Here is a 13,802-nt window from a genome sequence, read left to right on the forward strand (position 1 = left end):
GGCGGCTTCGCCTTACCCGACCTACGTGATGGTGCCGTTTGTAGGCCGGGTAAGCGAAGCGCCACCCGGCAATTCAGAGCAGAGGAATTACACCGCGCGGAACGCGATTTCCCCCGGAATGATTTCACCCTGCCAGTAGAGCTGCGCCGCAACGCGTCCCGCCAGCTGGCGATACATTTCTGCAAATTCGCTGTCCGGGCGGCTGACCACCGTCGGCTTTCCGCTGTCCAGATCTTCACGGAGGGTAATGTGCAGCGGCATCTGCCCCAGCAGCTGAGTGTGGTACTTCGCGGCCAGTTTTTCTGCGCCACCCGTACCGAAGATAGGTTCGTGGTGACCGCAGTTGCTGCAGATGTGCATGCTCATGTTCTCGACGATACCGAGCACCGGCACTTCCACCTTCTCGAACATCACGATGCCTTTTTTGGCGTCGATCAGCGCGATATCCTGCGGCGTAGTCACGACGACCGCCCCCGTGACCGGAATGTTCTGCGCCAGCGTCAGCTGAATGTCACCGGTGCCCGGCGGCATGTCCAGCACCAGATAATCCAGATCCGGCCACATTGTCTCCTGCAGCATCTGCAGCAGCGCTTTGCTGGCCATCGGGCCGCGCCAGACCATGGCGTTATCGTCAGTCACCAGGTAACCGATGGAGTTGGTCGCCAGACCGTGCGCCATAATTGGCGCCATGTGGGTCCCGTCCGGCGAGGTGGGGCGCTGGTTTTCCGCGCCCAGCATGTTCGGAATAGACGGGCCGTAGATATCCGCATCCAGAATACCGACCTTTGCCCCTTCCGCCGCCAGCGCCAGCGCCAGGTTAACGGCGGTAGAGGATTTCCCCACACCGCCCTTGCCCGAACTGACGGCAATGATATTTTTCACGCCGTTCACGCCAGGCTGGTTTTTCACGCGCTTCAGCGTGGCAATGCTGTGGCTCAGCTTCCAGTCAATCGCCTTCGCACCGGTAATGCGCAGCAGCTCAGAGCTGGTCTGCTCTTTCAGCGCGTCAAAGGCGCTGGTCCAGACGAACGGCATCTGCAGCTCGATATGCAGCGTATCATCGAGCCAGGCAACGTGGTGTAACGCTTTCAGCGTAGTAAGATTGTGCTTCAGGGTTGGATGCTGAAAGTTAGCCAGCGTCCCGGCGACCATTGCTCGTAAGGCTTCCGGTGATTTGGCCTGGGATTGAGAACTCATCCCGACTCCTTTGTTCTTGTGAATAAGACCTTAGATGAACAAGTTTACCTGAAAGGCCGTGGTTTGTGCTTACTTAATAATGCCCCTTTTGGTAATATCAAAAACCCTTTTCACAGTTAAAAGAAGTAATGCCTACTATGACTCAAGTCGCGAAGAAAATTCTGGTAACGTGCGCACTGCCGTACGCCAACGGCTCAATCCACCTCGGCCACATGCTGGAGCATATCCAGGCTGATGTCTGGGTCCGTTACCAGCGAATGCGCGGCCACGAGGTTAACTTCATCTGTGCGGACGATGCTCACGGCACGCCGATCATGCTGAAAGCGCAGCAGCTGGGGATCTCCCCGGAGCAGATGATTGCCGAAATGAGTCAGGAGCATCAGACCGATTTCGCTGGCTTTGACATCAGCTATGACAACTATCACTCCACGCACAGCGATGAAAACCGCGAGCTGTCGGAGCTGATCTACAACCGTCTGAAAGAGAACGGTTTTATCAAAAACCGCACCATCTCTCAGCTGTACGATCCGGAAAAAGGCATGTTCCTGCCGGACCGTTTCGTCAAAGGCACCTGTCCGAAATGTAAATCCCCGGACCAGTACGGCGATAACTGCGAAGTGTGCGGCGCGACCTACAGCCCGACCGAGCTTATCGAGCCGAAATCCGTGGTTTCTGGCGCCCCCCCTGTCATGCGTGACTCCGAGCACTTCTTCTTCGACCTGCCGTCCTTCAGCGAAATGCTGCAGGCGTGGACCCGCAGCGGCGCGCTGCAGGAGCAGGTGGCGAACAAAATGCAGGAGTGGTTCGAATCCGGCCTGCAGCAGTGGGATATCTCCCGCGATGCGCCGTACTTCGGCTTTGAAATCCCGAACGCGCCGGGCAAATACTTTTACGTCTGGCTGGACGCGCCAATCGGCTACATGGGCTCCTTCAAGAACCTGTGCGACAAGCGCGGCGATACCGTCAGCTTCGACGAATACTGGAAGAAAGATTCCACTGCCGAGCTGTATCACTTCATCGGTAAAGACATCGTTTACTTCCACAGCCTGTTCTGGCCGGCGATGCTGGAAGGCAGCAACTTCCGCAAGCCAACCAACCTGTTCGTACACGGCTACGTGACGGTGAACGGCGCGAAGATGTCCAAGTCTCGCGGGACGTTCATCAAAGCCAGCACCTGGCTGAACCACTTCGACGCGGACAGCCTGCGCTACTACTACACCGCGAAGCTCTCATCCCGCATCGACGATATCGACCTGAACCTGGAAGATTTCGTGCAGCGCGTGAACGCGGACATCGTCAACAAGGTGGTAAACCTGGCCTCCCGTAACGCGGGCTTTATCGCCAAACGCTTTGACGGCGTAATGGCGGCTGAACTGGCTGACCCTGCCCTCTACAAAACCTTTACCGACGCGGCAGCCACCATTGGCGACGCGTGGGAAACCCGTGAGTTCGGTAAAGCGGTGCGCGAAATCATGGCCCTGGCTGACCTGGCGAACCGCTATGTGGACGAGCAGGCACCGTGGGTTGTCGCGAAACAGGAAGGTCGCGATGCCGATCTGCAGGCCATCTGCTCCATGGGCATCAACCTGTTCCGCGTGCTGATGACCTACCTGAAGCCGGTTCTGCCACAGCTGGCTGCCCGCGCTGAAGCGTTCCTGAACACCGAACTGACCTGGGATGCCATGGCGCAGCCGCTGCTCGGCCACAAGGTGAACACCTTTAAAGCGCTGTATAACCGCATCGAGATGAAGCAGGTTGAAGCCCTGGTGGAAGCGTCTAAAGAAGAGGTGAAGGCGGCTGCGGCACCAGTTACCGGCCCGCTGGCGGACGATCCGATTCAGGAAACCATTACCTTTGATGATTTCGCCAAAGTTGACCTGCGCGTGGCGCTGATCGAAAACGCGGAATTCGTGGAAGGTTCTGACAAGCTGCTGCGCCTGACGCTGGATCTGGGCGGCGAGAAGCGTAACGTCTTCTCAGGCATCCGTTCTGCGTATCCGGACCCGCAGGTGCTGATCGGTCGTCAAACCGTGATGGTGGCGAACCTGGCCCCACGCAAAATGCGCTTCGGCATCTCTGAAGGGATGGTGATGGCCGCAGGCCCTGGCGGGAAAGATATCTTCCTGTTAAGCCCTGACGAAGGCGCGAAGCCTGGCCAGCAGGTGAAATAACAAAAAAGCCGGAGATAATCTCCGGCTTTTTTTATGGCATTTTGTTTTCTCCCTCTCCCCGTGGGAGAGGGTCGGGGTGAGGGCATCATGCCGCATCCATTCCGCAATCACGCTTTCGGGTGATGCACCCGGTGGGTCAGCCCGCGCAGGAAATTACGCAGAAACTGGTCGCCGCACTCGCGGTAGTTTTTATGATCCGGCGCGCGCATCATGGCGGTCACTTCCGGGACGGATACGCGGTATTTTTGCTCAGTCATGATCGCCACGATATCGTCCGTTTTCAGCGAGAACGCGATGCGCAGCTTTTTCAGCACCGTGTTGTTGTTCACGCGGCGCTCCAGCGCCAGCTCCGGCGCGGCGGGATCTTTGCCACGCTTATCGTAAATCAGGCCGTTCAGGAAACCCGACAGAATAATGTCCGGGCAGCGAACAAACCCCTCTTCATCCTCTTTGGTCATCCAGGTATCGAAACCGGCAGACGTGGATTCCATGTCCGACAGCGCAAGAATGCGCACCATGTCGTTATTGTTTGCTTTCAGGGTGTAGCGCAGGCTACGAAGAATGTCGTTACTTAGCATAGAGCCTTCGAATGTCGATGATGCAATGGCGCGCAGTGTACCAGTTTTACAGGCCAATCGCCTCTTTCAAACTCTTGAGATAGCGACGGCTGACGGGTACCGTTTGCCCGGCACGCAGCACCAGCTCGGCCTGGCCGTTATCTTCCAGGCGGATCTCCTTCAGGTGCGCCATGTTCACCAGATACTGGCGGTGGCAGCGGATCAGCGGCGTGCGGCTCTCCAGCGTGCGCAGGGTCAGCTCGGTGAACCCTTCGTTCCCTTCCGCGCTGGTGACAAACACCCCGCTCAGGCGGCTGCTGACAAACGCCACGTCATCCATCTGCAGAAGGTAGATTCGGCTGTGCCCGGTGCAGGGGATAAACTTCAGCGGCTGCTGGTTTTCCGGCAGCAGCGTGACGTCCTGTACGGTTCGCTCCTGGCGTAAACGGGTGAGCGTTTTTTCCAGACGCTTCTCTTCAATCGGCTTGAGTAGATAGTCAAACGCGTGCTCCTCAAAGGCCTTAACGGCATATTCGTCGAACGCCGTCAGAAACACGATATAGGGGCGATGCGCCGGGTCGAGCATGCCGACCATCTCCAGCCCGCTGATGCGGGGCATCTGAATATCGAGGAACAGCACGTCCGGGCGCAGCTTGTGCACCGCGCCGATAGCCTCAATGGCGTTCGCGCACTCCCCCACAATCTCAATATCAGGCTGCTCCTGCAGCAGAACGCGCAGGTTTTCCCGTGCCAGCGGCTCGTCATCCACAATCAGCACTCTTAACATGCGTTTTCCTCCAGCGGCAGTCGTACGGTAATACGGGTAAATCGGTCTGGCTCACAGGCGACGGTAATGCCGCAGTCGTCGCCAAAATGAGCGCGCAGGCGTTTATCCACCAGGCTCATTCCCAAACCGCCGGAGGCGGAAGGCTGGTAAAGCCCGGCATTATCTTCAATGTCCAGCACCAGATGGTGGTTGAAACGGCTGGCGGCAATGGTTATCTCCCCTGTCCCCAGAAGCTGTGACGTGCCGTGTTTAATGGCGTTTTCGACAATAGGCTGCAGGGTAAAGGCCGGGAGATGCTGATACGCCAGCTCGTCCGGAACGGAGAGCGTCACCTGCAGGCGCGACTGGAAACGCGCCTGCTCAATCTGCAGATAGGCATTCACGTGCTCAATCTCATCGGCGAGAGTCACAATCTCAGACGGCCGTTTCAGGTTCTTGCGGAAAAAGGTCGACAGAAACTGCACCAGCTGCGCGGCCTGATCGCTGTCACGGCGGATAACCGCTTTGAGCGTGTTGAGGGCATTAAACAGGAAATGCGGGTTGACCTGGGCATGCAGCAGCTTAATTTCGGACTGCGTCAGCAGGGCTTTCTGCCGTTCATACTGCCCGGCCAGAATTTGCGCGGACAGCAGCTGGGCAATCCCCTCCCCCAGCGTGCGGTTGATGGAGCTGAACAGACGGTTTTTTGCCTCATACAGCTTGATAGTGCCCATCACCCTCTGATTTTCCCCGCGCAGCGGAATTACCAGCGTGGAGCCCAGCTTGCACTGCGGATGCAGCGAACAGCGGTAAGGCACTTCGTTACCGTCGGCATACACCACCTCACCGGTTTCAATGGCGCGCAGCGTGTAGGCTGAGGAGATCGGTTTACCCGGCAGATGGTGATCGTCCCCGGTGCCGGTAAAGGCCAGCAGCCGCTCGCGGTCGGTTATGGCCACCGCGCCGATATCCAGCTCCTTGTAGAGCACCTGCGCGACCTTCATGCTGTTCTCTTCGTTAAACCCCTGGCGCAGGATCCCTTCGGTCGAGGCGGCGACCTTCAGCGCCGTGGCGGAAAACGCCGAGGTGTACTTCTCAAACATGGCGCGCTTGTCGAGCAGAATGCGCATAAACAGCGCCGCACCCACGGTGTTGGTGACCATCATCGGGGCGGCAATACTGCTGACCAGGTGCAGCGCATCTTCAAACGGACGGGCAATGAGCAGAATGATCGCCATCTGCGCCACTTCGGCCACAAAGGTAATGGCACCAGCGGTAAGTGGGCTAAAGACTTTATCCGGGCGGCCGCGTTTGATCATGTAGCTGTGCACCAGCCCACCGAGCAGCCCTTCCACGATCGTGGAGATCATGCAGCTGAGCGCCGTCATCCCGCCCATAGAATAGCGATGCAGCCCCCCGGTTAAGCCGACAAGGCCACCGACGACGGGACCGCCCAGCAGCCCGCCCATCACCGCGCCGATAGCGCGCGTGTTGGCAATAGAGTCTTCGATATGGAGACCAAAATAGGTCCCCATGATGCAGAAAATAGAGAAGGTGACGTAGCAGAGCAGCTTATGCGGCAGACGTACGGTAACCTGCATCAGCGGGATAAACAGGCGCGTTTTGCTCATCAGCCAGGCAATGACCAGAAACACGCACATCTGCTGAAGCAACAGCAGCACCAGATTAAACTCGTACATACTCAAAACCGCACACGCTAAAAACGCGTAACATACACTGATGCGGGTTTACTTTCTTTGAAGCATCCCAAAAAAGCGCAAAATCGTGTCCGTTATCACACCTTTTTCTGAATATCGCGCATGCTTCGCATTGTTTGTTCAAAAATCAATCAATCCTTCCTGGTTCGCCAAAGTGGGTCTACAGTTAAGCTGGGAACGCGTAAGCCAGGGGGCGAATATGGCGCTTTACACGATAGGTGAAGTGGCACTCCTTTGTGATATCAATCCCGTTACGCTACGGGCGTGGCAGCGACGGTATGGATTGCTTAAACCGCAAAGGACCGACGGTGGGCATCGCCTTTTCAATGAGGCCGATATCGACCGCATCCGCGAAATTAAAAGCTGGATCGACAACGGAGTGCAGGTCGGCAAGGTGAAGTCCCTGCTGAGCCATGATGACCCGGACACGCAACACCTCTGGCGCGAACAGCAGGAAACCCTGCTGCGGCTTCTGCAGGCGGGGAATCTTCAGCGCCTGCGCGCATGGATAAAAGAGCAGGGCCGCGACTATCCGGCACAGACGCTGATCAGCCATCTTTTCATTCCGCTCCGTCGACGTCTGCAGTGCCAGCAGTCCACCCTGCAGGCGCTGCTCAGCATGCTCGACGGGGTGCTGATCAACTACATTGCCGTCTGTCTGGCCTCGGCGAAGAACAAGGCCGGAAAAGATGCGCTGGTGGTCGGCTGGAACGTGCACGATACCACCCGCCTGTGGCTGGAAGCGTGGATTGCGACCCAGAAGGGCTGGCGCGTGGATGTTCTGGCGCACTCGCTGGCGCAGCTTAAGCCCGAATTTTTCGACGGTCAGACCCTGCTGGTCTGGTGTGGCGAAGTGCCCTCCGCCACGCAGCAACAGCTGCTGACGGAATGGCGAGAGAATGGTTACCCGGTTTATTCCCTTGGCCCGGATGAGCCATAACGGCATTTAATGGTTCATTAACAGCTGCGCTTCACCGTATAATTGTTCCGTTAACAACAGGAGCACATGATGAAGGCAACCAAACTGGCCATTATTACCCTTTTTGTCCTGATGGCCGTGAGCGGTATCGGCGGCGTGATGCTGGCAGGATACTCGTTTATTGTTCGCGGCGGTGTCGGCTGAGGTACAGCGCCAGCCGCTCAAAAAGGCGATCGACGACGATTGCCGCCAGCGCGACCAGCACAGCCCCCTGCACAATGTAAGCCGTATTAAACCCGCTCAGGCCGATAATAATCGGCGTTCCCAGCGTATTGGCACCGACCGTAGACGCAATGGTCGCCGTCCCGATGTTAATAATCACCGACGTGCGGATCCCGGCAATAATCACCGGTGCCGCAAGCGGCAGTTCTACCTTGCGCAGCCGCTGACCGCGACTCATCCCCATCCCTTCTGCCACGCTCAGCACCGACGCCGGTACCGCCGCGAGGCCCGCCAGCGTGCCCTGCAGCACCGGCAATACGCCGTATAAAATCAGCGCAATAATGGCGGGCTGCTGGCCAAAGCCCATCACCGGAACCGCTATCGCCAGCACCGCCACCGGGGGAAACGTCTGACCAATGGCCGCTATCGTCTCCACCAGCGGACGAAACTCCTTGCCCGCGGGCCGCGTGACCGCGATGCCTGCCCCTACCCCCAACACAACCGCAATGACGCTTGAGAGCGCCACCAGCCAGAAATGCGCCAGGGCGAGATTAATAAAGCTCTCCTGCTGATAGACCGGCCGCGGCAGCCCGGGAAAAAGGGCGTTAAACAGCGCCGCGCTGTGGGGCATCAGAAACAGTAAGGCGACAAAGATCGCTACCAGCCAGAGGAGCGGATCACGCAGTGCCTTCACGCGTCACCTCCCCGGCCAGCAGATCGCGAAAATGTAAGGTTCCGCACGGCGCCCCGCGTGAGTCCGAGACGGGCAATACCTCGCACTGTCGCGCGACAAACGCCGAGAGGGCATCCCGCAGGCTCATCTGCGCCTGCAGCGGTTCGCCGCTCACCGGGAGCTCCTCCCGACGCATATAGTCGCTGACCGTCCGCAGGGAGAGCAGCCTCACGCCCAGCTCGCTGCGGCCAAAAAACTCGCGCACGAAGTCGTTCTTCGGCCATGTTAATAGCTCAAGCGGCGAGCCCTGCTGCACCACTTCGCCATGATCCATCAGCACCAGATGGTCGGCCAGGCGCAGAGCTTCATCAATATCGTGCGTCACGAGAACGATCGTGCGCCCGAGAATGCGGTGAATGCGGGTCATCTCCGCCTGCAGCGCCCCGCGCGTGACCGGATCCAGCGCGCCGAAGGGTTCATCCATCAGCAGCACCTGCGGGTTAGCCGCCAGCGCGCGCGCCACGCCCACGCGCTGCTGCTGGCCTCCGGAAAGCTGGTGCGGATAGCGATCGCGCAGCGCGGGCTCTAACCCCAACAGCGACATCAGCTCATCCACCCGGTCAGCGATTTTTGCCCGCGACCATTTCTCCAGCTGCAGCACGGTGGCGATGTTCTGCGCCACCGTCCAGTGCGGAAACAGGCCGATAGACTGAATGGCATAGCCCATCCGGCGGCGCAGCTCCAGCACCGGGAGGCTGCGGATCTCTTCTCCTGCAAAGCGGATCAGCCCGCTGTCATGCTCCACCAGGCGGTTGATCATCTTCAGGGTGGTGGATTTTCCCGAGCCCGAGGTGCCAATCAGCACGGAAAACGCCCCCTCGGCAAAGTTGAGGTTCAGGTGGCTCGCCGCCGGGCGACCGGCAAAGGTTTTACTGACATCGTGAAATTCAATCATTGGCTCTTCTCCTGAGCAGCGCGAGCCATAAGGCAAACAGCGCGTCGACGACAACCGCCAGCGCAATCGTGGGAACCACGCCCAGCAACACCAGATCGAGGGCACTGCTGAGCAGCCCCTGGAACACCAGCGCGCCAAAGCCGCCCGCACCAATCAGCGCCGCAATCACCGCCATGCCGACGGTTTGTACTGCCACCACCCGCAGGCTGCGCAGCAGCAGGGGCAGCGCCAGCGGCAGCTGAATTTTCCAGAAACACTGCCGTGCGCTCATGCCCATCGCATGGGCGCTTTCCAGCACATCCGGCGCGACCTGACTCAGCCCCGCGACCACACCGCGCACCAACGGCAGCAGCGCATACAGCACCAGCGCGATAAGCGCGGGCGTTAACCCCGTTCCGGCTATGCCAAGCGTTCCCAGCACCGGAAACGACTTCACCAGCCCCGCCAGCGGGGCAATCAGCAGGCCAAACAGCGCGACGGAAGGTATGGTCTGGATCACGTTGAGCACGGCAAAGATCCCCCCCTGACGTGAAGGATGACGATAGCACCACATGCCGAGCGGTATCCCGATCAGCAGAGCCGGGATTAGCGTGCCAAAAAGGATCGTCAGGTGTTGCGCCAGGGCATCATCAAACACCTCCTGACGGTTGGCGTACTCTTTCAGCAGCGAGAGATTATTCAGCTCACCGCTGAACAGCAGGAACAAGGGAATGCACCATATCTGCGCGTTGAGCACCCAGCGCCAGACGGCGCTGGAGATGAGTCGACGAATGGCGTCGCTGCTGGCCAGCAGACACAGCGCCAGCCACAGCCAGAGGCCGCTGCCTATTGTGGTTCTCGCCAGCGGGCTTTCCGCCGACGCCATATGCGTCGCCGCCAGCCCGGCGCTCCAGAACAGCACGATGAAGAGCCCTTCGGAGAGGAGCAGCGTCAGCCACTGCGCCGTGCGCCCTTGCCAGAGCGAAAGCGCAACCCACGCGGCCAGCGCCGCCGCCAGCCACCACGGCGTGAACGCCCACACATCCCAGAGAGAGCGCCCCTCCCCTGACATCAGGCGGTTAGGGGCGACATTTACAAACGGCAGCGCGACCGCCGCGATGGCCACGCAGGCCAACAGCAGCAGTACGCGGTTATGACATTTTATTGGCACAGCCCTTTCCCGTTACTTCACAAGCCCTTGTTGTTTCAGGAAGTCGGCGGCCACTTTTTTGGCATCCAGCCCCTCGACGGCAATGCTGGCATTCAGCTGCTGCAGCGTTTTTTCATCCAGTTTTTCGAAGACCGGTTTGAGCCAGTCGGCAATCTCCGGATAGGCTTTCAGCACCGCCTCACGCACGACCGGGGTCGGGGCGTAAATCGGCTGTACACCTTTAGGATCGGTCAGGGTTTGCAGGCCGAGCGCCGCCACCGGACCGTCGGTGCCGTAGGCCATGGCCGCGTTAACGCCGGAAGTTTGCTGTGCCGCCGCCTTGATGGTTACCGCCGTATCCCCGCCCGCCAGCGAGAGCAGCTGCGCCTGGTCGAGCTTGAAGTCGTAGGCTTTTTCGAACGCCGGGAGCGCGTCAGGACGCTCGATAAACTCCGCGGATGCTGCCAGCTTAAAATCGCCCTTCTCTTTTAGATAGCGGCTGAGATCCGCCAGAGACGTCAGCTTACCTTTCTCCGCCACGTCCTTACGCACCGCGATAGTCCAGGTGTTGTTGGCCGGGGCTGGGGTCAGCCAGACCAGCTTGTTCTGTTCCGCGTCGAGTTTTTTGACTTTCTCATACCCGGCTTTAGCGTTTTTCCATGCCGGATCGTTTTCATCTTTGAAGAAGAATGCCCCGTTGCCGGTGTACTCCGGATAGATATCCAGCTCGCCGGAGGTGATCGCCCCGCGCACAACGGGCGTGGTGCCGAGCTGGACTTTATTGACGGTTTTCACGCCGTGGCTTTCCAGCACCTGCAAAATAATATTGCCGAGCAGCGCGCCTTCGGTATCGATCTTTGAGCCCACTTTTACCGGCTCCGCCGCCTGTAACGGCAGACTCAGCGCCGCCAGCAGCACCGCAGATCCCAACATCCCCTTTGCAATCGTCATTCCGCTATCCTCATTTTTTTATCGCCTTTTTCAGAGGCTTGAGAGAAAAGCGTAGCTTAAAACAGCGGATTTACCCGGCAAAATGCCTTTTTAGCATAAGGTAAGACGCATCCCCCGGAAGCCGGGGGATGCAAAGGAAGGAAGGTTACAGCAGCTCGAACTCGCCTTTATTCACACGGGCGGAATCCACCCCGATAAAGACGTTAAACTTGCCCGGCTCCGCATCGTATTTCATCTGCTGGTTCCAGAACTTCAGCGCGTCCACGTCAATCGGGAAGCTGATGGTTTGGGTTTCGCCAGGCTTCAGGTTGACCTTCTCGAAGCCGCGCAGCTGCTTAACAGGACGGCTCATCGAGGCGGTGACATCCTGCACGTACATCTGAATCACCGTTGCCCCTTCGCGCTTGCCGGTGTTGGTCACCTCGACGCTGGCGGTAACTTTGCCGTCACGCTTCAGGCTCGGTGCCGACATTTTCACGTCAGAAACCTTGAAGGTTGTGTAGCTCAGGCCGTAACCAAACGGATACAGCGGGCCGTTAGCTTCGTCGAAGTAACGGGAGGTGTACTTGTTCGGCTTGTCGGCGTTGTACGGGCGACCGGTGTTCAGGTGGCTGTAGTAGACCGGGATCTGCCCGACGGAGCGCGGGAAGGACATCGGCAGCTTGCCCGACGGGTTGTAATCACCAAACAGCACGTCGGCGATGGCGTTACCGCCTTCGGTACCGGCGAACCAGGTTTCCAGAATGGCGTCAGCCTGCTGGTCCTCTTTCACCAGCGCCAGCGGACGACCGTTCATCAGCACCAGCACCAATGGCTTGCCGGTGGCTTTCAGGGCAGCGATCAGATCGCGCTGGCTCTGCGGGATGGTGATGTCAGTACGGCTGGAGGCCTCGTGCGCCATACCCTGCGCTTCGCCCACGACCGCGACAACCACGTCAGACTGTTTCGCGGTATTTACCGCCTCGTCGATCATCTCCTTCGGCGTGCGCGGATCGACCTTCACCGCTTCCTCGTACTGGTTGAGGAAGGTGACGATGTCTTTATCGTTGGTGACGTTCGCCCCTTTGGCGTACACCACTTTCGCGTTTTCACCCACGGCACTCTTGATCCCGGTCAGCACGGTCACGGACTGATCGGCTACGCCTGCCGCAGACCAGCTGCCCATCACGTCGCGCTTGCTGTCGGCCAGCGGGCCCACCACGGCAATAGTGCCGGATTTTTTCAGCGGCAGCGTGTCGAGGCGGTTTTTCAGCAGCACCAGACTTTCGCGCGCCACGTCACGCGCTTCTTTGCGGTGCAGACGGCTTTCTGCATTGGTATCTGCCGGGTCGGAATCCTTCGGCCCAAGATGACTGTACGGATCGTTAAACAGCCCCATGTCGTATTTCACGTTCAGCACGTGGCGCGCGGCATCGTCCAGCTCCGCCATCGTTACCTTGCCGCTCTTCACCAGCCCCGGCAGGTATTTGCTGTAGTATTCGTCGCTCATGCTCATGTTGATGCCGGACTTGAGCGCCACGCGCACGGCGTCTTCCGGATCGGAGGCGGTACCGTGTTTAATCAACTCTTTAATCGCGCCGTGGTCGGAAACGGTGATGCCCTTAAAGCCCCACTGGTCGCGCAGCACGTCTTTCAGCAGCCAGGAATCGGAGGTCGCAGGCGTGCCGTTCAGCGAGTTCAGCGCCACCATTACCGCGCCGCTGCCCGCATCCAGCCCTGCTTTGTACGGCGGCATGTAGTCGTTGAACAGGCGCTGCGGGCTCATGTCGACGGTGTTGTACTCTTTCCCGCCCTCCACTGCGCCATAGGCCGCGAAGTGTTTGACGCTGGTCATCACCGAGTAGCGATCCGCCGGGCTTTTGCCCTGCATCGCTTCCACCATGGTTTTCCCCATCGTGGAGGTTAAATAGGTGTCTTCACCAAAGCCTTCCGAGCCGCGGCCCCAGCGCGGATCGCGCGAGACGTCCACCATTGGCGCCCAGGTCATGTTCAGGCCGTCGTCCGCCGCTTCATAAGCCGACACGCGCCCAACGGTTTTCACCGCGTCGAGGTTAAAGGAGGAGGCTAAACCGAGGCTAATCGGGAAAACGGTACGCTGGCCGTGCACCACGTCATAGGCGAAGAACAGCGGAATTTTCAGGCGGCTGAGATCCATCACCTGATCCTGCATCTTGCGGATATCCTGTCGGGTGACGGTATTAAAGATGGCCCCTACCTGCCCGTCTTTGATCATCTCGCGGATGGCCTCTTTCGGGTTATCCGGGCCGACGCTGATAAGGCGCAGCTGGCCGATTTTCTCATCGACCGTCATTTTTTTGAGCAATTCCGTGACAAACGCGTCCCGTGCTTCAGGCGTGAGCGGGTGATTACCAAACAAATCCTCTGCCAGCGCAGGTTGCAGCGCCAGGCTGACGGCGACACCTACAGAACATAGCCATTTCATGTCGTTTTACTCTCTCATCAATAACCGCCGGACGATCTCGGCCATACCGTGCGAAAAGCGCAGTGTGCCACAAACCCTCGAAACGTTGCAGGGTTATTCTC

Annotated in this window: 12 protein-coding genes; 3 read left to right on the top strand and 9 right to left on the bottom strand. The window is 58.8% G+C overall.

Translation table 11 applies throughout. From position 1 onward, the window contains the following. Positions 1–87: 87 nt before the first annotated feature. Positions 88–1,197 carry an iron-sulfur cluster carrier protein ApbC gene (gene apbC / locus LBF07_RS03585; RefSeq protein ID WP_029740176.1) on the bottom strand — a complete coding sequence of 370 codons (1,110 nt, stop codon included), beginning with the start codon at positions 1,195–1,197 and terminating at the stop codon, positions 88–90. A gap of 137 nt (positions 1,198–1,334) precedes the next feature. On the opposite strand from apbC, the gene metG reads away from it, so the two are divergent. After that, on the top strand, positions 1,335–3,368 hold the full coding sequence (gene metG, locus LBF07_RS03590; protein WP_094934101.1) for a methionine--tRNA ligase: 2,034 nt from the start codon (positions 1,335–1,337) through the stop codon (positions 3,366–3,368). Positions 3,369–3,475: 107 nt separating this feature from the next. Here metG and LBF07_RS03595 read toward each other — a convergent pair whose 3' ends face one another. The 3 genes from LBF07_RS03595 to LBF07_RS03605 are packed head-to-tail and all read right to left on the bottom strand — an operon-like array spanning position 3,476 to position 6,391. Further along, on the bottom strand, positions 3,476–3,946 hold the full coding sequence (locus LBF07_RS03595; RefSeq protein ID WP_023312442.1) for a DUF1456 family protein: 471 nt from the start codon (positions 3,944–3,946) through the stop codon (positions 3,476–3,478). A gap of 46 nt (positions 3,947–3,992) precedes the next feature. Beyond that, positions 3,993–4,712 carry a two-component system response regulator BtsR gene (gene btsR / locus LBF07_RS03600; protein WP_023312443.1) on the bottom strand — a complete coding sequence of 240 codons (720 nt, stop codon included), beginning with the start codon at positions 4,710–4,712 and terminating at the stop codon, positions 3,993–3,995. After that, positions 4,706–6,391 carry a sensor histidine kinase gene (locus tag LBF07_RS03605; RefSeq protein ID WP_094934104.1) on the bottom strand — a complete coding sequence of 562 codons (1,686 nt, stop codon included), beginning with the start codon at positions 6,389–6,391 and terminating at the stop codon, positions 4,706–4,708. The genes btsR and LBF07_RS03605 overlap by 7 nt, the downstream gene beginning before the upstream one ends. Before the next feature lie 217 nt (positions 6,392–6,608). Between LBF07_RS03605 and mlrA the strand changes: the two genes are divergently transcribed. Both mlrA and LBF07_RS03615 read left to right on the top strand, forming a co-directional pair. Beyond that, positions 6,609–7,349, top strand: coding sequence for an HTH-type transcriptional regulator MlrA (mlrA, locus tag LBF07_RS03610; protein WP_033146010.1), 741 nt, complete (start codon positions 6,609–6,611; stop codon positions 7,347–7,349). 69 nt (positions 7,350–7,418) lie between these two features. Next, positions 7,419–7,532, top strand: coding sequence for a protein YohO (locus tag LBF07_RS03615; protein WP_008500895.1), 114 nt, complete (start codon positions 7,419–7,421; stop codon positions 7,530–7,532). Here the strand turns inward: LBF07_RS03615 and LBF07_RS03620 are convergent. From LBF07_RS03620 to bglX, 5 genes are all read right to left on the bottom strand, one after another. Then, on the bottom strand, positions 7,507–8,244 hold the full coding sequence (locus LBF07_RS03620) for an ABC transporter permease (RefSeq protein WP_094934107.1): 738 nt from the start codon (positions 8,242–8,244) through the stop codon (positions 7,507–7,509). The two genes, LBF07_RS03615 and LBF07_RS03620, sit on opposite strands and share 26 nt — an antisense overlap. Then, positions 8,228–9,178 carry an ABC transporter ATP-binding protein gene (locus tag LBF07_RS03625; protein WP_094934109.1) on the bottom strand — a complete coding sequence of 317 codons (951 nt, stop codon included), beginning with the start codon at positions 9,176–9,178 and terminating at the stop codon, positions 8,228–8,230. Before LBF07_RS03625 ends, LBF07_RS03620 begins: the two co-directional genes overlap by 17 nt. Further along, entirely contained in the window at positions 9,171–10,328 is a 1,158-nt protein-coding gene (locus LBF07_RS03630; RefSeq protein WP_094934112.1) for an ABC transporter permease, read from the bottom strand. The genes LBF07_RS03625 and LBF07_RS03630 overlap by 8 nt, the downstream gene beginning before the upstream one ends. A gap of 12 nt (positions 10,329–10,340) precedes the next feature. Continuing rightward, positions 10,341–11,258, bottom strand: coding sequence for an ABC transporter substrate-binding protein (locus LBF07_RS03635; protein ID WP_063930944.1), 918 nt, complete (start codon positions 11,256–11,258; stop codon positions 10,341–10,343). 145 nt (positions 11,259–11,403) lie between these two features. Next, complete coding sequence (gene bglX, locus LBF07_RS03640; protein ID WP_094934115.1) at positions 11,404–13,701, bottom strand: beta-glucosidase BglX; 2,298 nt, start codon at positions 13,699–13,701, stop codon at positions 11,404–11,406. Positions 13,702–13,802: the final 101 nt, after the last annotated feature.

The sequence above is a fragment of the Enterobacter cloacae complex sp. ECL352 genome (genome assembly GCF_020149545.1).
Classification (GTDB): Bacteria; Pseudomonadota; Gammaproteobacteria; order Enterobacterales; family Enterobacteriaceae; genus Enterobacter; species Enterobacter asburiae_B.